22 protein-coding genes are annotated in these 25,980 nt (G+C 63.8%); 17 read left to right on the top strand and 5 right to left on the bottom strand.

Annotation, left to right across the window (positions count from 1 at the left end):
• Positions 1-58: 58 nt before the first annotated feature.
• Positions 59-2,023, bottom strand: a complete 1,965-nt coding sequence (locus F2P44_RS12590) for an AAA family ATPase (RefSeq protein WP_167087034.1) — start codon at positions 2,021-2,023, stop codon at positions 59-61.
• A 453-nt stretch (positions 2,024-2,476) separates the two neighbouring features.
• Between F2P44_RS12590 and F2P44_RS12585 the strand changes: the two genes are divergently transcribed.
• Both F2P44_RS12585 and F2P44_RS12580 read left to right on the top strand, forming a co-directional pair.
• On the top strand, positions 2,477-2,614 hold the full coding sequence (locus F2P44_RS12585) for a hypothetical protein (protein ID WP_167087033.1): 138 nt from the start codon (positions 2,477-2,479) through the stop codon (positions 2,612-2,614).
• Between the two features lie 250 nt (positions 2,615-2,864).
• Complete coding sequence (locus F2P44_RS12580) at positions 2,865-3,128, top strand: PEP-CTERM sorting domain-containing protein (RefSeq protein ID WP_167087032.1); 264 nt, start codon at positions 2,865-2,867, stop codon at positions 3,126-3,128.
• 61 nt (positions 3,129-3,189) lie between these two features.
• On the opposite strand, the gene F2P44_RS12575 is transcribed toward F2P44_RS12580, so the two are convergent.
• The 3 genes from F2P44_RS12575 to F2P44_RS12565 form a co-directional block, all read right to left on the bottom strand.
• A complete protein-coding gene (locus tag F2P44_RS12575; RefSeq protein WP_167087031.1) occupies positions 3,190-3,744 on the bottom strand; it encodes a DUF1697 domain-containing protein in 555 nt (184 codons plus the stop codon).
• An 11-nt stretch (positions 3,745-3,755) separates the two neighbouring features.
• A complete protein-coding gene (gene gstA / locus F2P44_RS12570; RefSeq protein WP_167087030.1) occupies positions 3,756-4,364 on the bottom strand; it encodes a glutathione transferase GstA in 609 nt (202 codons plus the stop codon).
• Between the two features lie 176 nt (positions 4,365-4,540).
• Entirely contained in the window at positions 4,541-6,142 is a 1,602-nt protein-coding gene (locus tag F2P44_RS12565) for a sensor histidine kinase (protein WP_167087029.1), read from the bottom strand.
• Between the two features lie 170 nt (positions 6,143-6,312).
• On the opposite strand from F2P44_RS12565, the gene F2P44_RS12560 reads away from it, so the two are divergent.
• Entirely contained in the window at positions 6,313-6,660 is a 348-nt protein-coding gene (locus tag F2P44_RS12560; protein ID WP_167087028.1) for a hypothetical protein, read from the top strand.
• Positions 6,657-7,499, top strand: coding sequence for an HDOD domain-containing protein (locus F2P44_RS12555; RefSeq protein ID WP_167087027.1), 843 nt, complete (start codon positions 6,657-6,659; stop codon positions 7,497-7,499). Before F2P44_RS12560 ends, F2P44_RS12555 begins: the two co-directional genes overlap by 4 nt.
• 82 nt (positions 7,500-7,581) lie before the next feature.
• On the opposite strand, the gene F2P44_RS12550 is transcribed toward F2P44_RS12555, so the two are convergent.
• Positions 7,582-7,923 (bottom strand): hypothetical protein, encoded by a 342-nt coding sequence (locus tag F2P44_RS12550; protein WP_167087026.1) that lies wholly within the window; start codon positions 7,921-7,923, stop codon positions 7,582-7,584.
• A gap of 607 nt (positions 7,924-8,530) precedes the next feature.
• On the opposite strand from F2P44_RS12550, the gene miaB reads away from it, so the two are divergent.
• From miaB to F2P44_RS12485, 13 genes are all read left to right on the top strand, one after another.
• The gene (gene miaB / locus F2P44_RS12545; RefSeq protein WP_167087025.1) at positions 8,531-9,892 is read left to right on the top strand and encodes a tRNA (N6-isopentenyl adenosine(37)-C2)-methylthiotransferase MiaB; all 1,362 of its coding nucleotides are present in this window, start codon (positions 8,531-8,533) and stop codon (positions 9,890-9,892) included.
• Complete coding sequence (locus F2P44_RS12540) at positions 9,889-10,938, top strand: PhoH family protein (RefSeq protein WP_167087024.1); 1,050 nt, start codon at positions 9,889-9,891, stop codon at positions 10,936-10,938. Before miaB ends, F2P44_RS12540 begins: the two co-directional genes overlap by 4 nt.
• Positions 10,922-11,386, top strand: a complete 465-nt coding sequence (ybeY, locus tag F2P44_RS12535; RefSeq protein ID WP_167087023.1) for an rRNA maturation RNase YbeY — start codon at positions 10,922-10,924, stop codon at positions 11,384-11,386. The genes F2P44_RS12540 and ybeY overlap by 17 nt, the downstream gene beginning before the upstream one ends.
• 41 nt (positions 11,387-11,427) lie before the next feature.
• Positions 11,428-13,683 carry a hypothetical protein gene (locus F2P44_RS12530; RefSeq protein ID WP_167087022.1) on the top strand — a complete coding sequence of 752 codons (2,256 nt, stop codon included), beginning with the start codon at positions 11,428-11,430 and terminating at the stop codon, positions 13,681-13,683.
• 139 nt (positions 13,684-13,822) lie between these two features.
• Positions 13,823-16,156 carry a hypothetical protein gene (locus F2P44_RS12525; protein ID WP_167087021.1) on the top strand — a complete coding sequence of 778 codons (2,334 nt, stop codon included), beginning with the start codon at positions 13,823-13,825 and terminating at the stop codon, positions 16,154-16,156.
• 176 nt (positions 16,157-16,332) lie between these two features.
• On the top strand, positions 16,333-17,928 hold the full coding sequence (locus F2P44_RS12520; protein WP_167087020.1) for an FAD-dependent oxidoreductase: 1,596 nt from the start codon (positions 16,333-16,335) through the stop codon (positions 17,926-17,928).
• 178 nt (positions 17,929-18,106) lie between these two features.
• Positions 18,107-18,985, top strand: coding sequence for a CorC family transporter (locus F2P44_RS12515; RefSeq protein ID WP_167087019.1), 879 nt, complete (start codon positions 18,107-18,109; stop codon positions 18,983-18,985).
• Positions 18,985-20,541 (top strand): apolipoprotein N-acyltransferase, encoded by a 1,557-nt coding sequence (lnt, locus tag F2P44_RS12510; protein ID WP_167087018.1) that lies wholly within the window; start codon positions 18,985-18,987, stop codon positions 20,539-20,541. Before F2P44_RS12515 ends, lnt begins: the two co-directional genes overlap by 1 nt.
• Positions 20,542-20,644: 103 nt before the next feature.
• Positions 20,645-21,556 (top strand): glycine--tRNA ligase subunit alpha, encoded by a 912-nt coding sequence (gene glyQ, locus F2P44_RS12505; RefSeq protein ID WP_167087017.1) that lies wholly within the window; start codon positions 20,645-20,647, stop codon positions 21,554-21,556.
• A gap of 17 nt (positions 21,557-21,573) precedes the next feature.
• Positions 21,574-23,661, top strand: coding sequence for a glycine--tRNA ligase subunit beta (glyS, locus tag F2P44_RS12500; protein ID WP_167087016.1), 2,088 nt, complete (start codon positions 21,574-21,576; stop codon positions 23,659-23,661).
• Between the two features lie 11 nt (positions 23,662-23,672).
• Entirely contained in the window at positions 23,673-24,236 is a 564-nt protein-coding gene (gene gmhB / locus F2P44_RS12495) for a D-glycero-beta-D-manno-heptose 1,7-bisphosphate 7-phosphatase (protein ID WP_167087015.1), read from the top strand.
• A gap of 47 nt (positions 24,237-24,283) precedes the next feature.
• The gene (locus F2P44_RS12490; protein ID WP_167087014.1) at positions 24,284-25,024 is read left to right on the top strand and encodes a lysophospholipid acyltransferase family protein; all 741 of its coding nucleotides are present in this window, start codon (positions 24,284-24,286) and stop codon (positions 25,022-25,024) included.
• Between the two features lie 14 nt (positions 25,025-25,038).
• Positions 25,039-25,971 (top strand): M48 family metallopeptidase, encoded by a 933-nt coding sequence (locus F2P44_RS12485; protein ID WP_167087094.1) that lies wholly within the window; start codon positions 25,039-25,041, stop codon positions 25,969-25,971.
• Positions 25,972-25,980: the final 9 nt, after the last annotated feature.

Raw genomic sequence — 25,980 nt, 5'->3', positions numbered from 1 at the left:
CCAAGGCGGCACTCGGCGGGAACGACGGAACTTCTTTTAGCGGTGCCAAGGGACGTTATTAGACCGCGGCAGCCTCGGTACACAGCTTCAGATTACCCAAACGCTGGCTGGCAACGTGGAAGGCCAGCAGATCGCGGCGCTCTTCCAGCAGCGCGAACACGGCATCCTTCGACAGCACGTACTGATCGAGCAAGGTATCCTTGAGCGACTCGATCACTGCCTTGTAATCGCGGATCGCGCCCAGGGTGTAGCTGTATAACTCGTCCGACTTCTCTTCCACCTGGCGGATGGTGTGCTCGCCGCTGCCTTCGTGCTTCAACTGCGTGTAGTCGATCTTCGAACGCGAATACATCGACAGGCGGTTGACCATCAGGTTGAGCATCTTGGTGGCTTTTTCGATATCGTTCTGGCTGCCCACGGAAATCCCGCGCGCCCCATAAAACAGTTCCTCGGCTGCGACGCCGCCGTACAGCTGGATCACGTCCTGCTCCAGTTCTTCCAGCGTGCGCAGCGAGACATCGTCGCCCGACTGCAGCACATACCCCAGCGCGCCAAGCTTGGACACCGATTCGGTACTGATCTTGAGCAGGTGCGACTTTTCCTTGACCTCGGCCAAGGTCATGCCCTGGCGCAGATAGGGGTCGATCTGCATGAAGAAGTGTCCCAGTTCATGCAGCGCCACGCGCTCGCGCTGCTTGTGCTTTTCGGCCGTGGTGGCGCGGTCGGTCAGGCCCAGGGTGGCGCGCTCGAAGGCGCGGAACATCAGGTCGGTGTTGATGATCGCCTTTTCCTGGATCGAGATCATGCTGGCGCGTTCGACCACGGTTTCCAGCAGCGCGGGACTGAGGTTGGCCGTCATTTCGGCGACCTGGCCCAGATCGAGGTCGTTCCAGTCGACCAGGCCATCCTTCTTGCGGCCCAAAAAGCTCTTGAGCAGCGCACCGCGCTCGCCCTTGTTCGGCAGGCGGAAGTTGATCTTGACCGAGAAGCGGCGCAGCATCGCTTCGTCCATCTCGACCGACGCATCGTCGAAATTCGAGGCCACTACCCAGATCACGCCGGCGCCCTTGTCGCTCTTGACGCCGTCGAGCAGGCCCAAAAGCGTGTTGGCGGTATCGTCTTCCCACTTCTTCTCGCCACGGCCGCGCGGCATGAACAGGGTTTGCGCTTCGTCCAGGAAGATGATGCAGCTGCCGCGCGCGCACGCCTTGCGGTACAGCGCATTGAGGGCCTTGGAACCGCCACCCACGTAGCCCGATTCGAGCGCCGAGCCGGATGCCTGGATCAGCGGCACATTGAGTTTCTTGGCCAGGTAGCCAACCAGCTTGGTCTTGCCGGTGCCGGCGGGGCCGGTCAGCATCACGTTGAACGGCTTGTCGATGTTGTGCGACTTGTATTCGCCGCGGTTGCGGATCATGTCTTCCAAATGCAGCACTTCCTGCTTGATGTCGTCCATGCCGATCAGGTCATCCATGCTGCCTTTGAGCTTGTCCGGCATGATGACGGCGGCGCTCATGCCCATGCCCGGAATGCCGAACTTGATCGCGTAGAGAATCAAAAGAATCAGGAAGATATCGAGCGCATGGCGCTTGAGGAAGGCGATCGCTTCGGCGCTGGCGGCGCTCTGGCCTTCGTCGAGCAGGACCGCCTTGTGCGATGCCAGGTAGTCTTCCTTGGCGATCGAATAGGGAATCGCGTTCTTGAGCAGCACTTCGCGCTCCAGGCTCAGGTGCGAGGTGCTCGGCACCTTGATCACGTGCAGCTGGGGCGCATCCTTGAACTTGAAGATGTAGCGCGGCGATTCCGACAGCGGCTTGGCCACCATCAGGTATTCCAGCTTGTCCTTTTGCGCAGCGAGCGCGGTGATGCGCGAAATGTCTTGCGAATGGACCAGCGGGCTGGTGTTCTGCTCCACGTCGGCACTGTAGATGGCCAAGCCGACAAGCAGCACGAACAGGAGGCCGGCACCGATGCGCACGTAGACATTCTTGAAGGCGAGCTGAAGCTTGGCAAGATTGGGCATGTGGTTACTCTATGAATGGTGGCTGCGGACGGAATTACTATGCAAACATCGTTTTCTGCCGCGCAATGGTAGGGAGCGGCAGTGACAGCGACGTTCGATATCTGGACCATGAGAATTTCCGCAAACCATGTGGCCAATCGATGTCGCCTGACGGTACAGCTGCATGCGGGGCGACGTGGCACCAGCATGTCCAATTGCCATCAATAAAATGCCTATGAGCAATAGGATAGAGAAACTATACCGCCAAAAAAAAGCCAGGTATACCTGGATGTGCTGAAAAAATTTTGCGGCGCAACACCTCTGATCAACTCGACAATGCGTCTTGCGCTGGACCTGATCAAGCGCAAGGCGTGCCAGGGACAGATGCGTATGTTCGTAACATTTCGTATCAGCCCTTGATGGTAAATCCGGATCATTAGATGATCCTTAAAACCCCACGATTGGATCAGTGCCATGCGTCGACTCCTTGCTTACTTTGCCGGCCTGTTCGGCGCCCGCCCACTTGCCGAGGACGACCACCTGACCGGCGCGGTCGACCTGTCCGATGCCGCCTACTGCCTGGGACTGCTGTCGCACGACCGCGAGCTGTAACTCCACGTCAACCTCCGTATCTTCTTAACAGTCTTCTTGTACTTTGCCGCAGTGCAGCATTGACCGAGAAATGTTAATTCCTCTAGACAATAAAACATCAAAAAAACGACGTTTATAGCGGAATGGCTTGGAAATCGGTGGTGAGCGTGGTTAAATACGGAGCTGGATGATTCGCATTTACTGCTCATCTGGTTGCAATGCAGCATGAGCAATCCTGCACTTGCGAAAACCAAAAAGAAGAGGAAACACCGTGAAAAAATACGCAGTCGCAGCAGCTTTCATGCTCGCCCTGGTCGCCGCCGCACCGGCCAGCGCTATCGAAGTCGTGGACAATGCACAGGCGTCAGCCGCCCAGATGGATTCCCATCCGCAGATGAGCGCCATGGAAATGGCCACCATGCCCGCCCCGCACATGTCGGAATTGCCCGAGCCTGAAGTCTTCGCCATGATGTTGCTCGGTCTGGTGCTGATCGGTTACCGCGCACGCCGCGAAAGTGGCGAAAAATTCCGTTAATCACAGAATAGCATCAAAAAATCCCGCATCGTGCGGGATTTTTTTTGCCTGCACGCCCACCTCACTCCTTGACGGAGCCGGCGCACAAGGCCTGCAGCTTGCACACGGTATTCCAGTTGCGCGAAGTCAAGCCATCGCCCAGCAGTTTGCCTATGGCCACGGCGATTTTGCTGTCGAGCACGCCAGTAGGGCACCACAGGTAAGCGGCTTGCCCGGCCACGGCCAATTGTTCCGGCGCCCAGTGCGCCGCCGCCAGCGGCGCCAGCAAGGCCGGCGCGCCCGGGTCGCTGAACACGAACAGCAGCAGGCGCGCATGGTCGGTCGCCACCGGCAGCAGGGGATTGGCGGCGACGATGCGGTCGAGCTCGTCGCTGACGAGCACCATCACCCTGGCCGCCACGCCCAGTTTGAGCACCAGCGCATCCTGGATCAGGGCCGCCAGCGCCGCCGGGGCCTGGCGCGGGGCGCTGAACACCACATTGCCACTGTTGAGCAGGGTGCGCACCTCGGTGCAGCCCAGTTCGCCGACGAGCTGGCGCAGATCGGCCATGGCGATGCGCTTGGCGCGGCCGACGTTGATGCCGCGCAGCAGGGCAATATAGCGTTGCCGGGTCATGGCCGGGCGGCTTATTTGAGCAAGCCTTCGTCGCGCAGCGCCTGCTGCACCAGGGGACGCTCGCCCACGCGCTTCTGGAACGCTTGCAGCAGCGGAAAGGCCGACAGGTCGAACTTGACCAGGTTCGCCCAGTTCGCCACCGTAAACAGATAGGCATCGGCCACCGTGAACTGGGTGCCGGTCAGGTAGTCGCGCCCGTCGAGCATGCGTTCGACGTAGCCGAAACGCAGGGTCAGGTTGGCGCGCGCGTAGCTGGTCAATTCTTCACCCGCGTTGGGGCGGAACAGGGGGCTGAAGCTCTTGTGCAGCTCGGTCGAAATGAAGTTCAGCCACTCGACCAGCACATAGCGTTCCGGGGTGCCGGCGGCCGGGGCCAGCTTTTTCTCGGGAGCCAGGTCGGCGAGGTACTGGACGATGGCCGGGCCTTCGGTCAGCAGCATGCCCTGCTCGGTTTCGAGGGCCGGCACGTAGCCCTTGGGATTGATCACGCTGAAGTCGGCCCCGCTGGCAGTGGCCTTCTTTCGCAAATCGACGCTTTCGGTCGTGAATGCCAGCCCTGCTTCGAGCAGGACGATGTGGGGAGAGAGGGAGCAGGCACCGGGACTGAAGTACAGTTTCATGATGATCCTTTGAGAGGCGAATGGGCGCAGCCGGCATGCATGGCGCGTCGGAAAGGCCGGCGCCCGGCGAGGGCGCCGCCAAAGAATGGCAAGCGTACAATAAAACCAGCGCTCGCGCTTGGGCACGCGCAAGGGTGGCGCTCAGGGCGATACGGCGGCCCCGCCGCGCGCGGCGCTCATGCGCGCACGCCCAGCGCCCCGGCTGGCGCGGCCTGGACCTCGGCCTCGGCCTGGCCATCGACCGGCGTCACGCGCGGGATGCGCAGGGTGAAATGGGTGCCCTGCCCCAGGGTGCTGCTCACGGCGATGGTGCCGCTGAACTGCTTGACGATCAGGTTGTACACGATATTGAGGCCCAGCCCGGTGCCGCCCTGGCCGCGCCGGGTGGTGAAAAACGGATCGAAGATGCGGTCGAGCACTTCCGGCGCGATGCCCCTGCCATCATCCTTGACGTGCAACTCGACCACCTCGCCGTCGAGACGGGCGCTGATCATGATTTCGCCGGCGGTATCGACCTCGAAGGCGTGCTCGACGCAGTTGAGGGTCAGGTTGGTGATGACCTGGGCAAAGGCGCCCGGATAACTGTCGAGCATGATCGCTTCGGGGCAGTTCAGCACCAGCGTGATCGGGGTTTTCTTGAGCTTGGGCTGCAGGCTGGAGACGATTTCTTCGATGTATTCGTGCAGGGCGAAGGGGCGGCGCGCCTCGCTGGTCTGGTCGACCGCGATCTGCTTGAAGCTGTGGATCAGGTGCGCCGCGCGGTAGGCATTGTTCATGATCAGGCGCGCGCTTTCGCTGGCGGTCTCGACGTAGCGCAGGATGTCGGACTTTTTCAGGCCGGCGCCTTTGACGGCCAGTTCCAGCTCATCGGTGGCGGCCTTGAGCACCGACGCGCTGGTCAGGGCGATGCCGACCGGGGTGTTGATTTCATGGGCGACCCCGGCCACCAGGCTGCCGAGCGAGGCCAGCCGTTCAGCCTGGAGCAGGGATTCCTGGGTCTGGCGCAAGTCTTGCAGCGCCTGGGCGGTCTGCTGGGCCGAGCGGCGCGCCGCATCCTCGGCTTCGCGGATGCGCCCGATGGTCGATTTCAAGCGGCGCTGGATCTGGTTGAAGCCGCGGATCACGTCGCCCAGCTCGTCGCGCCGGTTCTCGGGCAATTCCTCGACCTCGTCGCTGCCGCGCGTGGCCAGGTCGAACAGGCCATCGCGCAATTGCTTGAGCGGCTCGAACACCACCCGCAGCGACAGCGCCAGCGCCGCCACCAGGATCAGGTCGAGCAGCAGCACCTCGATCACCTTGCGCATCAGTTCGGAGGCGAGGGCCTGGTCGATCTGGGCGCGGCTGAAATTGATCACCACCCGCCCCACCGAGACCGGCTTGATCGAGGCGCTGGCCGAGCCGCCTTCGAGGAACACCAGCGGCGCGTCGACCGCCTGGCCGCCCGGTTCCGGCGCGCGCTCGACCGTGACCAGCCTGCCGTCGGCCGCGCGCAGCTTGCCGGCGAACAAGCCGACCGAGCTGTCGTAGACGCGGATCGCCACCACTTCGGGCGGCAGCATTTCGGCCTCGACGATGCTGTCGACCTTCGATTTGTCCAGGTCCCACAGGGCTGACGGCAGGCTGATCTGCAAACGCGTGATCACGCCCTTGCGCAGGCGCTGGTTGCTTTCTTCCAGCGCCTTGCCCAGCGAATACTGGGTATAACTGCCCGAAATGCTCAGCACCAGGGTGACGATCACCACGAACAGCAGTTTCAGCCGGCTTTGAATACTGAACATCCGATTCCTCCCGATCACCAGCGCATGCGCGCGATGTAGCTCCGAATGTACGGTAAGCACTACTTCTTGGCAAGAAATTGAGGTGCGCACCTGTGCAAAGTAAAGGTTTTTGCGTGGCGCACAGCCCGGATCAGCAATGGTAAGATCGTAGCATGAGAGGGAGGATGCCTATGAGCGCAGCTTACCAGCACCTGGCCCTGGCCGACGTGGAGCCGGGAATGGTCTTGTCCGACGAACTGCTCGACCGGCAGGGGCAAGTCCTGCTGCCCAAGGGCGCCATCCTGACCGACCGTACCATCGCCTTGCTGCCCAGCCATGGCATCGATGCCGTGCCCGTGCTGCGCAGCGCCGGCGCGGCCCCGGCCCAGCCCCGTTCCGCGCCCGACCTGGCCGCCAGCGGGAAGCGCCTGGCCATCTTGTTTCGCAAGCACCAGCCGGACGACACCCACGACTGGGCCACCAGCGCCCTGCGCCGCTACGTGGAGGATTACCGCGCCGCGCGCGAGGTCGCCTTATGAGCGCCATCGTGCTCGACGACGTGCTGCGGCGCCTGGCCGACCTGCCCTCGCTGCCGGCCGTGGTCATGGAACTGCTCACCAGCATCGACCAGGAAGACATCGACATCGCGGTGCTGGCCAAGAAAGTCTCGCACGACCAGGCCCTCACGGCCAAGACCCTGCGCCTGGCCAATTCCTCGCTGTACGGCTTGCAGGTCCGGGTGACCACCATCCAGCAAGCGATCACCTATCTCGGCTTCCAGACCACGCGCAACCTGATCACGGCCTCGGCCCTGACCGGCTGCTTCGCCGAGGGCCGCTGCCCCGCCTTCGACCACAAGGCCTTCTGGCGCCACTCGATCGCCACCGCCGCCTGCGCCAAGGTGCTGGCGCGGCGCGTGCGCTTCAACCAGGATTACGCCTTCACCGCCGGGCTGCTGCACGATATCGGGCGCCTGGTGCTGGTGAGCAGCTATCCGGATTTATATCAGCAGGTGATGGAATACCGCGCCGCCAACGACACCTACGTGCAGGATGCGGAGCTGGCCATATTGGGAGTGGACCATGTGCTGGCCGGCGTGGCGCTGGCCGAGCACTGGAATTTTTCGGATACGATGAAGATGGCGATCGCCTTCCATCATGATCCGGGCGCCCCGGATGCGGGGCTGCTGGCCACCATCGTGCATGTGGCCAACGCCATCGTGCATGCGCTCGACCTGGGGCGCGAAGAAAACGATCTGGTGCCAGCCGTGTCGCCGGTCGCCTGGACCGCCTTGGGACTGAACGAAGAATGCTACCTGCAAGTGTTCCGCGAAACCGAACTGCAGTACGAGGAAATCACGATGATCCTGATGGGCTGACCGACCCGCCTCTGCGTGCAGAGGCGCCAATCAGGCGCCCCGTTCCGCTGGCATGACAGCGGACACCGCCATGCCGGAGAACTTAGTGCGCATAGTTACCGGACGTCGCTGCGTCTGGTGGCGTGCCTTTTTCCTCGGCCGCTTTGGGACGGCCCTGGGCGTCCGACAGGCGATACTTGGTGCGGCGGTCGCCCATCAGGTCGCGCAGGTCGCGAATGCTCATGCCGGTCACCTCGTGCATGCGGATCAGGAGCGAGGCGCCAACCGGCAGGCGGTGGTGGCGGATCTTGCTGATGACCGGTGGCGCGACTTCGAGCATGCGCGACAGCGCTGCATCGTTTTTCAGCTGCATCTTGCCAAGCAGAATGTCGAGCAGGTGGTTGGGATTATAACTTTCCTGTGATGCCAGAGCATGGTGTGCCATGATTTACCTCGTGGTGAGTGGTTGAAATAATGCCGTTACGAACTATGTTAAAGACCATACGTGTCTTAATAAAGTTCCCGGAAAAATCGCCCTTGAGCGTGATTAAACAGAACAAATCTGATAACTGGCTTAAAAGCACGTTCCCGGATCGTATGCGCTCTGCGCTACTCACTTCCAACGCACTTGAAATGCAAACTAATTATGAGACTCATAAGCCTTTAGTACAACTTACTCGCGCATGGGTGACATTGTTTGAAATCAAGGTATCCGCCGGAAAGCTTGTCACATAGTCATTTCAACACAGGGAGATAAATGGTGGCGCACGCAAGAACTTTTCGTGTGCTCAGTTCCTTGTGAGAATACTGCCGGAACTCATTGATTTACAAGAAGAAATAGGTAGTGTGCAATTAAGCAATTGTGAAAGATTATTGTGCGAAACTTTTCCCTGCGATATGCAAGAGTGACGGGTGGCTAGCTCAACCCTTGATTGCGTGCAATGAAGCGGGCCGGACAGGGTCCGCTGTCGTGGACATGGCCGCCCCCGCTGATTTACGATAAACTGGCAACCCCGCCTGAAACCAGGCAGCAGCGCCACGTTGATCATTCCATGCAGAAAAAAGTCTTCATCAAAACCTTCGGTTGCCAAATGAACGAGTACGACTCGGACAAGATGGCGGACGTGCTCGGCGCTTCCGACGGCCTGATCCGCACCGACACGCCGGAAGACGCCGATGTGATTTTGCTCAATACCTGCTCGGTCCGTGAAAAAGCGCAAGAAAAAGTCTTTTCCGACCTCGGCCGCCTGCGCGAACTGAAACTGGCCCGGCCCGACCTGCTGATCGGCGTCGGCGGCTGTGTTGCCTCGCAGGAAGGCGCCGCCATCGTCAAGCGCGCGCCGTATGTCGACATGGTGTTCGGCCCGCAAACGCTGCACCGCCTGCCGCAGATGATGCGCGAACGGCGCGCGAGCGGCGACGCCCAGGTCGACATCAGCTTCCCCGAAATCGAAAAATTCGACCACCTGCCGCCGGCCAAGGTCGACGGCGCCTCGGCGTTCGTCTCGATCATGGAAGGCTGCAGCAAATATTGCAGCTACTGCGTGGTGCCCTACACGCGCGGCGAGGAAGTCTCGCGCCGCTTCGAGGACGTGCTCACCGAAGTGGCGGGCCTGGCCGCCCAGGGCGTAAAAGAAATCACCCTGCTCGGCCAGAACGTGAACGCCTTCCGCGGCGTGATGGAAGGCGGCGAGATCGCCGACTTCGCCCTGCTGCTCGAATACGTGGCTGACATTCCCGGCATCGAACGGATCCGCTTCGTCACCAGCCACCCGAAGGAATTCACCCAGCGCCTGATCGACGCCTACGCCAAGATCCCGCAGCTGGTCGACCACCTGTACCTGCCGGCCCAGCATGGCGCCGACAATGTCCTCGCCGCCATGAAGCGCGGCTACACCGGCCTCGAATACAAGTCGATCATCCGCCGCATCCGCGCGGTGCGCCCGAACATGTCGATTTCGTCCGACTTCATCGTCGGCTTCCCCGGCGAGACCCAGGCCGACTTCGACGCCATGATGAAGCTGATCGCGGACGTCGGTTTCGACACCAGCTACAGCTTCATCTTCAGCAAGCGTCCCGGCACCCCGGCCGCCAACCTGGCCGACGACACAGCGCACGAGGTCAAGCTGGCGCGCCTGCAGCAGTTGCAGGCGGCGATCGACGCCAACACGCGCAAGTACAGCGCCGCCATGGTCGGCAGCGTGCAGCGCATCCTGGTCGAAGGCCCGTCCGTCAAGAATGCCGCCGAACTGCAGGGCCGTACCGAAAACAACCGGGTCGTCAATTTCGAACCCGGCATCAATGCGAGCGCGCTGATCGGCCAGATGGCCGACGTGCGCATCACCGAGAGTTTTAACTACACCCTGCGCGGCGAACTCGTTGCGCGCGGTGACACTTTAGCCTGCGCCAGTTGAAAACCAAGACACCTATCCAGCCCCACTACTTCATCCCCGAACCGCTCGACAACACGCGCCTGGCCCACCTGTGCGGGCCGCTCGACGAGAACCTGCGCCAGATTTCGTCCGCGCTCGACGTGACCATTTTCCGGCGCGGCGAAAAGTTCATCGTCAGCGGCCATAACGCCGGGCACGCGGTCCAGATCCTGGAACGCTTCTACGAGGTCGCCAACAAAGTCGTCCCGATCGAGGAAGTGCAACTGGCGCTGGTCGAACAGCGTTCCGGCCTGCATAGCCAGCACAGCCCGGACAGCACCCCGACCGAAGCGCTGCCCGATATCGAAATCAACAGCCCGGTGCTGAAAACCCGCCGCCACGACCTGCGCGGGCGCACCCCGCACCAGATCCAGTACCTGCGCTCGATCCTCGACCACGACATCAGCTTTGGCGTCGGCCCGGCCGGCACCGGCAAGACCTACCTGGCGGTGGCCTGCGCGGTCGATGCGCTCGAACGCGACGCCGTCAAGCGCATCATCCTGACCCGCCCCGCGGTGGAAGCGGGCGAGCGCCTCGGCTTTTTGCCGGGCGACCTGACCCAGAAGATCGATCCCTACCTGCGCCCCCTGTACGACGCGCTGTACGACCTGCTCGGTTTCGACCGCACCCAGAAGATGTTCGAAAAACAGGTGATCGAGATCGCCCCGCTGGCCTACATGCGCGGGCGCACGCTCAATCACGCCTTCGTGATCCTCGACGAAGCGCAGAACACCACGGTCGAACAGATGAAGATGTTCCTGACCCGGATCGGCTTCGGCAGCAAGGCCGTGGTCACCGGCGACGTTACCCAGGTCGACCTGCACAAGACGCAAAAAAGCGGCTTGAGCGACGCCGTGCATGTGCTGAAAGACGTGCGCGGGATCGCCTTTACCCAGTTCTCCAGCGCCGACGTGGTGCGTCACCCGCTGGTGGCGCGCATCGTCGATGCTTACGAGTCCGCCGCCTCGGTCGACGACCTGGTGGCCTTGCCAAAACCTGCCGCAGCTAAAAATGTCCGCAAAAAATAAGCTCTCCCTCTCGGTCCAGTATCCCGACGCCCGCCTGCAAGAATCGATCACACGCCCGAAGGTGCGGCGCTGGGTGCAGGCGGCGCTGTTCGCGCCGGCCGAACTGACCATCCGCTTCGTCGGCGCCGAGGAAGGCCGCATTCTCAATCGCGATTACCGCGCCAAGGATTACGCCACCAACGTGCTGACCTTCGCCTACAACGAAGGCGAAGACATCGCCGAGGACGAGCCAACCCGCGCCGACATCATCCTGTGCACCGACGTGCTTGAAAAAGAAGCGCTCGAACAAAAGAAAACCGTGGAAGAGCACAGCGCGCACCTGATCGTGCACGGCGTGCTGCACGCGCAGGGCTACGACCACGACGACGACGAGGAAGCGGCCGAGATGGAGCAGCTCGAACGCGACATCCTGGCGGCGCTCGGCTACCCCGACCCTTACGCCACCTGATTGTCCACGTGGGCACGCCGTGTCCACGCATCGGCACCGCCATGACTTCCTTCCTGTTCCTGCAACGCTTCGACAACGGCAAGCCGGCGCCGCTTCCTTACGACGATGTCATGGCGCTGCTGCGGCGCCACGGCAAGGCGCGCCGCTGGCCGGTCGATACCGAAGTGAGCTTCGGCCCTGGAAAAATCGCCGCCAGCTGCACCGTCGTTGGCGACGCCGCCTCGGGCGCCGCCTGCATCGCCTTCGAGCGCCCGCGCTACGATGCCGCCCTGCGCGCGCTGGCCTGGGAGTGCATCGAGCGCTTCGGCTGCACCGTGTTCGACGACACGCTCCATAGCGTCGGCGCGGCGCCCGGCGGCCTCGATGCACTGCCCCAGCCGCTACGCGCCGCCTGCGCCGCCGGAGCGCGCCAGGTCGCCAGCATTCAACAACTGTGGTCGCACGACGCCGCGCCGGGTAATGACGCTGCAATGCCGGCGCTGCACTACCGCAATGCCAACGGGGCCGGCCGCAGCGTGCAGCTGTTCGACAGGATCGACAGCGACGCGCACCAGGTCGAGATTGTCCTGGGCATGCGCCCGCAAGCCTGCAACGGTGCCACCCTGCGTGTGCTGCGCAACCTCGAACTGCGGGTCGACGCGGCCCTCAGGGCCAATCCCGGATACCAGTGCGAGTACCGGCATGCCTACCTGGAGGTGGCGCGGCTGCTCAAAAGCTCGCCCGCGCTGGGCGTCCTGAAACACAGCGACAGCATCGACCACGCATCCTGGAGCGAGACGCCGCCATCGGCCGGCTTCGTCATGGACCGCGCGCTGTCGGCCAGCGCCAGCGGCGAGGCGGCGCGCCTGGCCACCCAGGTGCGGGAACGCTACGGCATCGTCCTCGACCTGAGCGCCGAAAGCATCGACGCGCTCGCGCCGCTGCTCGACAAGGTGCATGCCATGGTCCGCCGCGAGCGCGCCGTGCATGCGGCGGACACGCCCTACGTCAGCGAGCTGGCCGCCAGCTGGGCGGCCAGGGCCGGCAGCTACCTCGGCGCCGTCATCGCGCGCTGCATCGGCGGCCAGTGGGGTTATTGCCTGCACGGCGCGCGGCGCGAACCGGCTGTGCGCACGCATCGGGGCGGTCTGTGTTTTCCGCACCTGCTGGTGCTCGACCACATCGTCAACGGCGCCGCCGACAACGTGGCGCAGCGCATGCGCCAGCTCGCGCTGATCCACGCCTCGAGCACCGCGCGCGCCGACGACGTGGCCGCCAACGTGCCCGCCCTGTGCCAGATGCTGCTGGCGCGCCTGCCGCACGCGCGGCTCGATTTCAGCCTGGCCTCGCTGCGCCATGTGGACGGCTACCTGGCCCAGGCCGGCGCCATCGCGGCCCAGGACGAAGCGCGCATGGTCATGGCCTGCGGCGCCTATCTGGGCGAAGTGGTGCGTACCAATGGCGCCGCGCCGGACGCCTGGCAATGGACCAATTACGACGACGCCGCCGCGCTCCACCCCCGCTTCGCGCAGCAGCAGCCGCGCGAAGCGGGCATGCGCGGCTTGCTCGACAGCGCCGCCGGCATGGCGTTTCCGATGGCGCAGGCGGCGCTGGCATTGGCGGGCCAGGGCAAGCTGCGCGCCTACGCACGGCAGCTGATCCACGGCACCAATGCCCCTGTACTCGGCCCGGACGAGATCAACGACTGGCCGTGCGACCCGGTCATGGCCGGCGCGCTCGACGACGTGCGCGCGGCCCTGATCCGCTGGCGCGGCGTCGCCAACAAGGGCGACTTCGAGGTCTTGCGCGGCGCCGATCCGGGCTGGCTGGCCGACGACCCGCTCGGCATCATCCTCGAAGGCCAGCTGGACCTGCTGGCCAAGGGAACCGTTGTGTGGGGCGCGCTGGTGCAAGCGAACAGCATGCTGTTCGAGCCGGGCGTGCACGACTGTCCTGGCGATCTGCTCTACAGCCGCGATCCGCATGTCGATGGCCGCCCCCAAGCCCTCAAACGCATCGCCCGCGCGGTGTCTTCGCACAAAAGCGAGACGGCGGCGGGCGCCTTCAAGATCATCGGCCAAAACCTGGCTGCGGAAACCGTGCGCTCTTTCAATCTGCCCGTACCCGACCTGCTCACCGACCAGGAAGTGCTGATGTCGTCCTTCATGGCGTTCCGCAAACACCTGCCCGAGAGGATCCTCAGCGGCGCCTGGTTTCCCGTGCTGGTCCATCCCGGCGTGCGCGCCGTGATGATCGTGCCGAGCTGGTTCTGGCCGCCGCATCTGCTCGATATGTGGAACAGGGGTCAGCTCTATTAATTCGCCGCGTGTCACTTTAATGCCACAATGCTAACACTTTGATGGACCCGGCACAGGGCTGTGAAGTACCATACGGAAAAATCTAAATCGCATGTACGGCGGCGCTGTTGCGCCGCGCAGCATCTTTTCCTGGACCTTTGTGACCACTTTTCTTTACCTGCAGCGATTCGCCAACGGCGAACCGGCAGCCATGCCTTTCGATGTCCTGATCTCCATCCTCGCGCGCCACGGCAAACCCGGACGCGGTTTGCACGACACTGAAATCACCTTCGAAGCCGGCCGCACCGCCGCAGGCGCCACCGTCATCGGCGCGCGCACCGGCGGCGCGCTGTGCGTCGGCTTCGAGCGTCCGCATTTCGACGCGCCCCTGCGCGCGCTGGTCTGGGAATGCATGCGCCAGCTGGGCTGCGTCGCCTTCGACGACGCCCTGGACATGATCTACACGCCGCTGCATGGCGCACACGGCCTGCCGTCCGCCATGCGGGACGCCTGCGTCAACGGCGTGCGGCGCATCGACAGCGCCCAGCAGCTCTGGCCCGAGCAGCTGGAAACGGCCATGCCGGACCCGCAGCGCCCTGCCCTGCGCTACCCCAGCGTCAACGCCAACGGCCCGTACCTGCAACTGTTCGATCACGGCGAGGCGGCAGCCAAGGAATTGACGATCGAACTGGCGACGCGGCCCGAGGCATGCAACAGCGCCACCCTGCGCGTGCTGCGCAACCTGACCGCGCGCGCCGACGCCGCGGTCGGCGCCAATCCCGGCTACCATCCGTTCTACCGCTTCGCGCACGACGCCAGTTCGCTGCTGTTCATGGAATCGGCGCCACTGGGCACGCTCGCCCACCGCGCCACCATGGTCAGCCCCGGTCCCGGCCTGAGCACGCACCTGCCCGGTTTTGCCAGCGACCGCGGCGTGTATGCCAGCGCCCACGCCGAACAAGCCAAACTGGTCGCGTACGCGCGCGACAAATACCGGATCGCCCTCGACGGCAGCAGCGTCAGCATCACCGCGCTGGCCGGTCTGCTCGACAAGCTGCACGCCTTCTACGTGCACGAACGCGGCAAGCAGCCGGCCAACGCCGCCTTCAGCAGCGCGATCGCCACCAGCTGGGCAATCCGCGCCGGCAGCTACCTCGGTTCCGTGATCGCCAGCCAGATCGGCGGCCAGTGGGGCTACGTCACGCGCGGCCAGCGGCGCCTGACGGTGGTGCGCACGCACCGCGGGCGCGTATGCCATCCGCACCTGCAGGTGCTCGACCACATCATCAACGGCGCCCACGACAGCGTGGCGCGCTGGTATGCGCAACTGGCCGTGAGCGACGCCAGCGCCTGCGCGCGCGCCGACGACCTGGCCTGCCGCATCCCGCGCCTGTGCGCCATGCTGCTCGGACAAGGCGATGTCGCGGACGGCGCCTGCCTGCCGCTCGAAGCACAGCTGCCGCGCGATAAACTCGACTACAGCTTCGCCTCGCTGCGCCCGCTCGAAGCCTGGCTCGGCCTGGTGCGCCAGCGCCATGCGGCCGGCGAGCTTGCGGCGCCGCTGCTGGCGCGTCTGATCGATGCGGCTGGCGCCTATCTCGGTGAAGTCATCCGCAGCAATACGCCGGACGCCAGCCAGTGGCAATGGATGAACTACGACGACATGGTGCGCGCCCATCCCGCCTTTGCGCGCCAGCGTCCGCGCGCACGCGATTTCCTGGTGTTTCTCGACAGCGTCGAATACACCACCTACCCGCTGGCCAGCATCAGCGCCGTGCTGACCGACGCGCGCGCCGAATCGCTGCAAGACTACGCGCGCAAGCTGCTGCCGCACAGCGCCGGCGACGGTGCCAACCCGCTGGCGCCAGCCGATATCGAACAATGGCCGGCCGATCCCAAGATGGACCTGGCGCTCGACAAGGTCCGCAACGCCATCATGAAGTGGCGCCGCGCGGCCACGGCGGCCGACTACGACACGCTATACGCCGGCAATCCGGGCTGGCTTGGCAACGACAGCCTGGCCGAGATCTACCGCCGCCAGCACATGCTTCTGGAACGCGGCATGGTGGTGTGGGCCTCGCTGGTACAGGCCAACAACGCCCTGTTCGCCGAGGGACCGCACGACATGCCGGCGCTGCTGGCCTACAGCCTTGACCGCCATTTCGAAGCGCGCCCGCAAGCCTTGCAGCGCGTCGCGCAGGCGCTGTTTGCGTACAAGGGCAAGGACGTACCGGCGCCGCTGCAGCACATCGCCACCTGCCTGTCGAATGAACTGCAACGGCCGCAAGACCTGGCGCTGCCGGACATGCTCACGCGCCGCCGCGTGATGATTTCGGCCTTCCTGGCGGTGCGCAAGCACATGCCGGCCGACGTGATGCAGGGCGCCTGGTTCCCGGTGCTCACGCATCCAGACACGCTGTGCCTGATGATCGCGCCGCGCCAGTTCTGGCCGCAGGAACTGGTCACAGCGTGGAAGTCGGGCGCGATGGTATGAATGACGGCGAGTGAGGCAAGGTAGTATTTGCCGCACTCGCGCGCGGCTTCCAGGCCTACATGAAAAGCTAACTCCACTCACCCGCTTTTGTACGTCACCGCACTGTAGCAATTGGCACGACAGGTTCTACTTGGTCTTCTCAAAAAGAGGAAAACCAAGACAGGAGGAACCTGCCAATGACAGCAGCAACAACGCAAGCACCCCACGCTACGGCATCCGCATGGCTCGCCACCGCGAGCCTTCCCCGCTACTCCCCCTTGACGAATCCGGAACGCGCCGACGTGTGCGTGATCGGCGCCGGCATTGCCGGCCTGACCACTGCCTACATGCTCCTGCGCGAAGGCAAACCGGTGGTGGTGCTCGACGCTGTCGGCGTGGGCGCCGGCGAAACCGGGCGCAGCACCGCGCATCTTTTCCCGCCCGACGAGCGCTTCTTCGAGATCGAACGCAGCTTCGGCAGCGACAAGGCCGCGCTGGTGGCCGATTCCTACCGCAAGGCCACCGACTGCATCGAGGCTATCGTCCGCACCGAGCATGTCGACTGCGAATTCGAGCGCGTCGACGGCTACCTGTTCACGCCCGATGGAGCCTGGAACGATATTCTCGAACGCGAGTACGCCATCACCACGCGCCTGGGTTTGAACGTGCGCCGTTTCGAGCGTGTGCCTGGCCTGCACTTCGATACCGGCCCATGCCTGCGCTTTGCGCGCCAGGGCCAGTTCCATCCGCTCAACTATCTCGACGGGCTGGCGCGCGCCATCGAACGCTTGGGTGGCCGCATCTACGACCGCACGCGCGCGCTTAGCCTGCGCGCCGACCAGGCGCGCCAGCACGTCACCACCGAGCATGGACAGGTCGATGCGGCGGCCGTGGTGGTGGCGACCAATACCCCGTTCAACGAACCTGTCCTCATGCATGCCAGGCAGGCCGCCTACCGCACCTACGTGGTGGCGCTGCGGGTGCCCAAGGACGCCCTGCCGCGCGTGCTACTGTGGGACACGGGCGAGCCGTATTACTACGTGCGCCTGGCTGCGGCCGGCAGCGGCGCCGACCATGAACTGCTGATCGTCGGCGGCCAGGATCACAAGAGCGGGCAGGATGCGCATCCGCAGCAGCGCTACGATGCGATCGAGGCGTGGACGCGCCAGCGCTTCCCGATCGCCGGCGAGGTGGCGTACCGCTGGTCGGGCGACGTGATGGAGCCATCCGACGGCATCGCCTTTTTGGGCCGCAAGCGCTCCGGCCAGGAGAATGTGTATGTGCTCACGGGCGACTCCGGCAACGGCATGACGCACTGCACGGCGGGAGCGATCCTGGTGACGGACCTGATCGTCGGACGCAGCAATGTGTGGGCCGAGCTGTATTCGCCGTCGCGCACGGTGCTGCATGGGCTGGGCGATTTTATTACCGAGCAGGCCAACACCTTGACCCAGCACACCGACTGGCTGCGCGGCGGCGATGTGGAAAGCGCTGACCAGATTGCCATCGGCGAAGGCGCCCTGCTGCGCGACGGCGGACGTCTGCTGGCTGTGTACCGTGGCGACGATGGCGGGCTGCAAGCGGTATCGGCGGCCTGCACGCACCTGGGATGCGCAGTGCACTGGAACGCGGGCGAGAAGTCGTGGGACTGTCCTTGCCATGGCTCGCACTTCGCGCCGGATGGGGAGGTGCTGCATGGGCCGGCCAGGCGCGCGCTGACGGCTGCCACGCTGGAAGGAGTAACGGGTGCCGGGACGCATCCGGTAGCGGGGCAAGAGCGCAGGACTGAATAACTGTTAACGTCGCCCCCGCGCGTCCCCGTCGCCCCCGCCTTCGCGGGGGCGACGGGGGGGGGCGGGGGTTAGACGGGCAACATCGAACCACCCATGCATACCCCCATTCCGCTTAAAAAACAGGCAATTGCGCTTTTGGTGTATCCTACGCCTATCGCAACAACGGCTCACGCCAACTATGCCAGAGCACCCTTATGACGTCCGAACGGACGCCAAGACCCACCGGTCACTGTTTGAACGCCTGACCGCACTGATCTCTCCCGAGCCCGAAAACCGCGCCGAGCTGCTAGAAGTCCTGCACGACGCCCATGAACGCAACCTGATCGACGCCGATGCGCTGTCCATGATCGAAGGGGTGTTCCAGGTCTCGGACCTGTCCGCGCGCGACATCATGGTTCCGCGCTCGCAGATGGACGTCATCGACATCAGCAAGCCGATCGAGGAATGGATGCCGCAGGTGCTGGAAACAGCCCACTCGCGCTTCCCTGCCATCGAAGGCGAACGCGACAAGGTCATCGGCATCCTGCTGGCCAAGGACTTGCTGCGCTATTACGCCGAAGAAACTTTTGACGTACGCGACATGCTGCGTCCCGCCATCTTCATTCCCGAATCGAAACGCCTGAATGTGCTGCTGCGCGATTTCCGCGCCAATCACAATCACATGGCCATCGTGGTCGACGAATACAGCGGCGTTGCCGGCCTGATCACGATCGAAGACGTGCTTGAACAGATTGTCGGCGACATCGAAGACGAATACGATTTCGATGAAGAAGAAGACAACATTCTGTCGATTAAGGAAGGCCTGCTCGGCCCGCGCTGGCGCATCAAGGCGCTGACCGAGATCAGCCAGTTCAACGAAGAACTCGGCACCAGCTTGCCGGAAGACGACGTCGATACCATCGGCGGCCTCGTTGCCAGCCATCTCGGCCGCATGCCGCACAAGGGCGACGTGTTCGATATCGCCAACCTGCGCTTCGAGGTGCTGCGCGCCGACGCGCGCCAGGTTCACGTCTTGCTGGTGGAAAAACTGCCGCTGCCCGAAGACGAACACGATTGATGTTGCGCCGCTCGACCGTTCCGCTCGATCCGGCGCTGCGCGCCCCCCGCACCACGCTGCTGCCCATGCTGTTCGCCGCCCTCGCAGGCGCGACCAGCGTGCTGGCGTTCGCGCCCATCGGCTGGTGGCCGCTGCAAATCCTCGCGCTCGCCTTCCTGTTCTACCAGGTCGGCATGGACACCAATGTCCGCCGCAGCAGCCTGATCGGCTGGGCCTTCGGCTTCGGCTGGTCGGTTGCCGGCATGCACTGGCTATACATCACCATGAATCGCTTCGGCAATATTCCGGGACCGATGGCGGTGGCGGCCGTGTGCCTGCTGGGCCTGTACATGGGCTTGTTCGGTGCCTTCGCCAGCGGCTTGTCCACCTGGCTGCGCAAGCGCTGGTCGCTGCCGGTCACCAGTTTCCTGCTGCTGGTGCTGCCGGTGGCCTGGGGCTGGTCGGACTGGATGCGCGGCTGGGTCATGACCGGCTTCCCCTGGGTTGCCACCGGTTACGCCCATAACGCCAGCCCGCTGGGCGGCTACGCGCCGCTGGTCGGCGTGTACGGCATCGGGGCCATCGCCGCCCTGTGCGCCAGTTGCATCGTCATGCTGACCCAGCGCGCGCGCTGGCCCGGCATGGGCTTGCTCGGCGCCATCCTCGCGGCCGGCTACGGCCTGACTTTCGTCGCCTGGACCGCCCCCCAGGGCAATCCCATCAGCGTGCGCCTGATGCAGGGCAATGTGGAACAGATGAAGAAGTTTGATCCGGATCATGTCATGCGCGCGGTGGAGATGTATCGCGGCATGATCACGGCCCAGCCAGCCGACCTGATCGCCCTGCCGGAAACGGCCGTCGCCACCCTGCCTCAGTATCTGCCACCCGATTATTTGCCGTCGATCAAAAAATTTGCCGCCGACACGGGCAGTCACGTGCTGTTCGGCATCCCCTTGTCCGACGGTCCCGGCAGCTATGCCAACAGCGCGGTCGGTGTCAGCCCGTCCGGCCAGTCTTACCGCTACGACAAGCACCACCTGGTGCCGTTCGGCGAGTTCGTGCCGGCCGGCTTCCGCTGGTTCGTCGACATGATGCGCATTCCGCTGGGCGACATGAGCCGTGGCGCGCAAGTCCAGGGCGCTTTCGCCGTCAAGGACCAGCTGGTGTTGCCGAACGTCTGCTATGAAGACGTCTTCGGCGAAGAAATTGCCCTGCAACTGCGCACCATGCCGCGTCCGGCCACGATGCTTCTTAATATGTCGAACCTGGCCTGGTTCGGGGAATCGGTGGCGATTCCCCAGCATGTGCAAATGTCGCAGATGCGTTCGCTGGAAACCAGGCGCCCGATGCTGCGCGCCACCAACACCGGCGCGACCGTCGTGATCGATGGCCGTGGCAAGATCGTCAACACCTTGCCGATGTACACGCACGGCACCCTGGCTGCCCAGGTACAAGGGATGGGCGGCATGACGCCATTCATCCGCATGGGCAATTATCTGTTCCTCGCACTGGCGGCGCTGGCATTGGCTTTTGCCTGGTTCTCGGGCCGCATGTACGCAAAAACGCAGCAAACATGACATTGTCGTCACTTGCCCCCCAGCGTCCCGCTAAAACCCGCTAAAATTGGTCGCTTTAGCAAACTCATTCGTTCGCGCCGTCAGCCGCGCGACAGCCACCAAGATGCTCACATTTCAACAAATTATCCTGACCTTGCAAACCTACTGGGACAAGCAGGGCTGCGCCTTGCTCCAGCCATACGATATGGAAGTCGGCGCGGGCACCTTTCACACGGGTACATTCCTGCGCGCAATCGGACCGGAACCCTGGCGTGCCGCCTACGTGCAGCCGTCGCGCCGCCCGAAAGATGGCCGCTATGGCGAAAACCCGAACCGCATGCAGCACTACTATCAGTATCAGGTGGTCCTCAAGCCGGCGCCGGAAAACATCCTCGACCTGTACCTCGGCTCGCTCAAGGCGCTCGGCCTCGACCTGCAAAAGAACGATGTGCGCTTCGTCGAAGATGACTGGGAAAGCCCGACACTGGGTGCCTGGGGCCTGGGCTGGGAAGTGTGGCTGAACGGCATGGAAGTGACACAGTTCACCTATTTCCAGCAAGTGGGCGGCCTCGATTGCAAGCCGGTGCTCGGCGAAATTACCTATGGTATCGAACGGCTGGCCATGTACCTGCAGGGCGTCGAGAATGTGTACGACCTGGTCTGGACCGAGTGGGAAGAAAACGGTACCAGGAAGTCGCTCAGCTACGGCGACGTGTTCCATCAGAACGAAGTCGAGCAATCGACCTATAACTTCGAACACGCCAACACCGACCTGCTGTTTACCCAATTCGCCAATCACGAATCGGAAGCCAAGCGCCTGATCGAACTCGAACTGACCCTGCCGGCCTATGAGCAGATCATGAAGGCTTCGCACAGCTTCAACATGCTCGACGCGCGTGGCGCCATTTCGGTCACCGAACGCGCCGCCTACATCGGGCGCGTGCGCACGCTGTCACGCCTGGTCGCACAAGCCTATTACGACTCGCGCGAAAAGCTGGGATTCCCGATGGCTCCCAAAGCGCCGCTCGCCGCCTGAAAGATAAAACTAGAATGATGAACAACACCTTACTGGTCGAACTGCTGACCGAAGAACTGCCCCCGAAAGCGCTGGTCAAACTGGGCGCCGCTTTTGCCACCGGCATTACCAACGGCCTCAAATCGCGCGACTTCCTGGGCGACGACAGCGTGGCTACCGCCTACGCCTCGCCGCGCCGCCTGGCCGTCTCGATCACCGGCGTGCGCGCCATGTCGCCCGATAAATCGGTGCGCGAAAAAGTCTTGCCGGTCAGCGTCGCATTGGATGCCGACGGCAAGGGCACCGCGCCGCTGGCGAAAAAACTCGCAGCCCTCGGCGTGCCCGACCTCGATATCGCTACGCTCGAACGCGCCGTGGACGGCAAGGCTGAAAGCCTGTTCTACACCCGCAGCGTGGCTGGCAGCGCGCTGCACACCGGCCTGCAAGCCGCGCTGGAAGAATCCGCCGCCAAGCTGCCGATCCCAAAATTGATGAGCTACCAGCGTCCGGACGGCACCACCGTGCAGTTCGTGCGCCCGGCCCACAAGCTGGTCGCCCTGCATGGCGAGGCCGTCGTGCCTTTGGCCCTGCTCGGCCTTTCGTCCGGCAAGCAGACGCTCGGCCACCGCTTCCTGACCGATGGCGCGCCCCTGACGATCGCGCATGCCGACCAGTACGCGGCCACGCTCGAAGCGCAGGGCAAAGTCATCGCCAACATCGAAGCGCGCAAGGAAAAGATCCGCAGCGCGCTGCTGCAAAAGGCCGGCGCCGACCAGGTGCTGATGCCCGAGTCGCTGCTGGACGAAGTGTCGGCGCTGGTCGAATGGCCGGTGGTGTACGAATGCCACTTCGAGGAAGAATTCCTGGCCGTGCCGCAGGAATGCCTGATCCTCACCATGCAAACCAACCAGAAGTACTTTGCGCTGACCGATGCCGACGGCAAGCTGCGTTCGCGCTTCCTGATCGTGTCCAACATCGAGACCGACGATCCGCAGCACATCATCGGCGGCAACGAGCGCGTGGTGCGTCCGCGCCTGTCCGACGCCAAGTTCTTCTTCGAGCAGGATAAAAAGAAGACCCTGGAATCGCGCCTGCCGCTGCTGGCCAATGTGGTCTACCACAACAAGCTGGGCACCCAGGCCGCGCGCTCGCAGCGCGTGGTGGCCATTGCCACCGCCATCGCCCACACCATGGGCTACAACGAACAACTGGCCGCGCGCGGCGCGCAACTGTCCAAGGCCGACCTGCTGACCGACATGGTGGGCGAGTTCCCCGAGCTGCAAGGCATCATGGGCACCTATTACGCGCGTCACGACGGCGAGCCGGAAGAAGTGGCGCTGACCGCGACCGAACACTATCAGCCGCGCTTTGCCGGCGACACCCTGCCATCGACCGAGACCGGCACCGCCGTGGCGCTGGCCGACAAGCTCGAAACGCTGGTCGGCATCTGGGGCATCGGCCTGCAGCCAACCGGCGAAAAAGATCCGTTCGCACTGCGCCGCCATGCGCTGGGCGTACTGCGCATGCTGGTCGAAAAGCGCATGGACGTGTCGATCATCGAGCTGCTCGGTTTTGCCAATGCGCGCTTCGACGGCATCGCCGGCTTTACCGATCCGGTGCTCGACGTGCGCGCCTTCATGTTCGACCGCCTGCGCGGCGTGCTGCGCGAGCGTGGCTTTAGCGCCAACGAAGTCGAAGCCGTGCTCACCTCGCACGTGGACCGCCTGCACGACATCGTCGAGCGCCTGGAAGCGGTGCAAGCCTTTGCCGCCCTGCCGGAAAGCGTCACCCTGGCCGAAGCGAACAAGCGCATTACCAACATCCTCAAGAAAAATGGCGCCGTCACCGGCGCACCAATCGAGGCGCTGCTCAAGGAAGACGCCGAACGCACCCTGTTCGCGGCCGTTACGCGCGTGCGTCCGGAAATCGATGCGGCCTTCGCGGCGCGCGACTTCGCCGGCACCCTGAAAACGCTGGCCCAGCTGCGCGACGACGTCGCCAGGTTTTTTGATGACGTGATGGTGATGGACGAGGATCTGGCGCTGCGCAACAACCGCCTGGCCCTGCTGTCGGTCCTGCACGGCATGATGAACCGCGTCGCCGACATTTCCAAGCTGGCGGCCTAGGAGACACCGGCATGAAGATGATCATCCTCGACCGAGACGGCGTCATCAACCACGATTCGCCGGCCTTCATCAAGTCGCCGGCGGAGTGGATTCCGATCCCCGGCTCGCTCGAAGCGATCGCCCGCCTGAACCAGGCGGGTTATCGGGTGGTCATCGCCTCGAACCAGTCGGGCATTGCGCGCGAACTGTTCGACATGGCGATCCTCAACGCGATTCACCAGAAGATGCACGCCAGCGCGCAGCAGGTTGGCGCCGACATCGACGCCATCTTCTTTTGCCCGCACGCGGCCATCGACAACTGCGATTGCCGCAAACCGAAAGCCGGCATGTTCGATGAAATCGCCAAGCGCTTCAAAGTCAGCCTGAAAGGCGTGCCGACCGTGGGCGACTCGCTGCGCGACCTGCAGGCGGGCTTCATCAGCGGCTGCACGCCCTATCTGGTCCTGACCGGCAAGGGCGAAAAGACGCGCCAGACCGGCGGCCTGCCGCCCGGCACCCAGGTCTTCCCCGACCTGGCGACGATGGTCAGCGCGCTGCTCAAGGTCAATGCCGCGGCCGCGCACATCCCCATCTGATTGCCGTATCCGACTCCCCATCGACTCACGCATCCCCGGAGACTTCTTTGCGTCATACCATCCTGTTCCTGCGTTCCATGCTGTTTACCGTGGTCATGGCGATTGCCACCATCGTGTGGGCCTGCGTATGCTTCCTGGCCGCGCCGCTGCCGTACAACAAACGCTTCTGGGTCACCTCGCGCTGGAACGTCTTCGTGATCTGGTGCGCCAAGGTCATTTGCGGCATCCATTATGAATTCAAGGGTTACCAGAACCTGCCCGACGAACCGGCCATCGTGCTGTCGAAACACCAGTCGGCGTGGGAGACGATTTTCCTGCTGCCGAACCTGACGCGCCCCCTGGTGTACGTCTTCAAGAAGGAGATCTTGTATATCCCCTTCTTCGGCTGGGGCATGGCGCTGCTGCGCATGATCCCGATCGACCGCAAGCAGGGCAAGCACGCCTTCAAGCACGTGGTCGCGCATGGCAAACGCCGCCTGGCCGACGGCCAATGGATTATCATGTTCCCTGAAGGGACCCGCATCCCGGTCGGACAAAAAGGTAAATACAAAAGTGGCGGAACGCGCCTGGCGATTGAAACCAATGCGGTGGTGGTGCCGATCGCGCATAATTCAGGTGAATGCTGGCCCAAGAACTCTTTTCTGAAACGCCCTGGTGTGATCACGGTATCGATCGGCAAACCGATTTCACCGGACGGGCACACCCCTGACAGCTTGATGCAAGAGGTAGAAAATTGGATAGAATCCGAAATGCGCGTCATTTCGCCCCACGTCTACAGCGCTGGCTGAGCGGGGTCGGCGCCCTGATCCAGGCAGCGGCGCCGCAGCAGACCGAGTCCTCTCCCAAGAGCAACGGCGACCAGCTCGAATTATTCGCCCAGGATTTTTTTGCGGCGCTGGAACCGGCCGCAAAGCAGTCGATCGCGCCGCAGCCGCTGTTCAAGGCGCCGCCGGCGCCGCCCAAAGTCGTTTTCCCCACGCCGGTGCGCGCACCGGACGCGCCGCCGCTGCGGCGCATCCAGCTCGGCCCCCACAGCCTCGAATTTGAATTGCGCCGCTCCAGCCGGCGCTCGATCGGTTTCATGATCGACGACCATGGCCTGCGCGTCACCGCGCCCAGGCGCATCACCCTGGCCGACATCGACAACGCCATCCGCGCCAAGCAGCGCTGGATCATCACCAAGCTGCGCGAACGCGGCGAGCGGCGCGCACTGCGCCAGGAACGCGCGCCGGTGGTGTGGGTCGACGGCGCCCAGCTGCCCTACCTGGGCGCGAACATCACGCTGCGCCTGATCGAGGCGCCGCGCAGCCGCTGCGAGTTCGATGCGGATGCGCGCGTGCTGACGGTGGGCGTGGTGGCCGGGCTGGCCGAATGGCAGTTGCAGGAACGGGTGAAGATCTGGTTCCAGGCCGAGGCCAAGCGCCTGTTCGCCGAACGGCTCGACCTGTATGGGGGAAAACTGGGCGTGCGCCACGCCTCGCTGGCGCTGTCGTCGGCCGGCACGCGCTGGGGTTCGTGCACCGTCGATGGCCACATCCGCCTGAACTGGCGCCTGATCCACTACGCGCTGCCGCTGGTCGACTACGTGGTGGCGCACGAACTGGCGCACCTGATCGAAATGAACCACAGTGCGCGCTTCTGGGCCAGGGTGGAGTCGGTGTATCCCGATTATGACGGCGCCAGGACGGCGCTCAAGCAGCGCTCGCAGGAAATGCCGGTGGTATTTTGCGCCTGAGGCGCAGCG

The sequence above is a fragment of the Massilia frigida genome, from assembly GCF_011682175.1.
GTDB lineage: Bacteria > Pseudomonadota > Gammaproteobacteria > Burkholderiales > Burkholderiaceae_D > Telluria_A > Telluria_A frigida.
Note: the sequence above shows the minus strand (reverse complement) of the source record. Positions and strands in the feature narration are given on the sequence as shown.

What these genes read in the sequence shown, in the direction of transcription:
- F2P44_RS12590 (WP_167087034.1), bottom strand. Translation starts at nt 2,023, where the DNA reads ATGCCCAATCTTGCCAAGCTTCAGCTCGCCTTCAAGAATGTCTACGTG.
- F2P44_RS12585 (WP_167087033.1), top strand. Translation starts at nt 2,477, where the DNA reads ATGCGTCGACTCCTTGCTTACTTTGCCGGCCTGTTCGGCGCCCGCCCA.
- F2P44_RS12575 (WP_167087031.1), bottom strand. Translation starts at nt 3,744, where the DNA reads ATGACCCGGCAACGCTATATTGCCCTGCTGCGCGGCATCAACGTCGGC.
- gstA (WP_167087030.1), bottom strand. Translation starts at nt 4,364, where the DNA reads ATGAAACTGTACTTCAGTCCCGGTGCCTGCTCCCTCTCTCCCCACATC.
- F2P44_RS12565 (WP_167087029.1), bottom strand. Translation starts at nt 6,142, where the DNA reads ATGTTCAGTATTCAAAGCCGGCTGAAACTGCTGTTCGTGGTGATCGTC.
- F2P44_RS12560 (WP_167087028.1), top strand. Translation starts at nt 6,313, where the DNA reads ATGAGCGCAGCTTACCAGCACCTGGCCCTGGCCGACGTGGAGCCGGGA.
- F2P44_RS12555 (WP_167087027.1), top strand. Translation starts at nt 6,657, where the DNA reads ATGAGCGCCATCGTGCTCGACGACGTGCTGCGGCGCCTGGCCGACCTG.
- F2P44_RS12550 (WP_167087026.1), bottom strand. Translation starts at nt 7,923, where the DNA reads ATGGCACACCATGCTCTGGCATCACAGGAAAGTTATAATCCCAACCAC.
- miaB (WP_167087025.1), top strand. Translation starts at nt 8,531, where the DNA reads ATGCAGAAAAAAGTCTTCATCAAAACCTTCGGTTGCCAAATGAACGAG.
- ybeY (WP_167087023.1), top strand. Translation starts at nt 10,922, where the DNA reads ATGTCCGCAAAAAATAAGCTCTCCCTCTCGGTCCAGTATCCCGACGCC.
- F2P44_RS12530 (WP_167087022.1), top strand. Translation starts at nt 11,428, where the DNA reads ATGACTTCCTTCCTGTTCCTGCAACGCTTCGACAACGGCAAGCCGGCG.
- F2P44_RS12520 (WP_167087020.1), top strand. Translation starts at nt 16,333, where the DNA reads ATGACAGCAGCAACAACGCAAGCACCCCACGCTACGGCATCCGCATGG.
- F2P44_RS12515 (WP_167087019.1), top strand. Translation starts at nt 18,107, where the DNA reads ATGCCAGAGCACCCTTATGACGTCCGAACGGACGCCAAGACCCACCGG.
- lnt (WP_167087018.1), top strand. Translation starts at nt 18,985, where the DNA reads ATGTTGCGCCGCTCGACCGTTCCGCTCGATCCGGCGCTGCGCGCCCCC.
- glyQ (WP_167087017.1), top strand. Translation starts at nt 20,645, where the DNA reads ATGCTCACATTTCAACAAATTATCCTGACCTTGCAAACCTACTGGGAC.
- glyS (WP_167087016.1), top strand. Translation starts at nt 21,574, where the DNA reads ATGAACAACACCTTACTGGTCGAACTGCTGACCGAAGAACTGCCCCCG.
- gmhB (WP_167087015.1), top strand. Translation starts at nt 23,673, where the DNA reads ATGAAGATGATCATCCTCGACCGAGACGGCGTCATCAACCACGATTCG.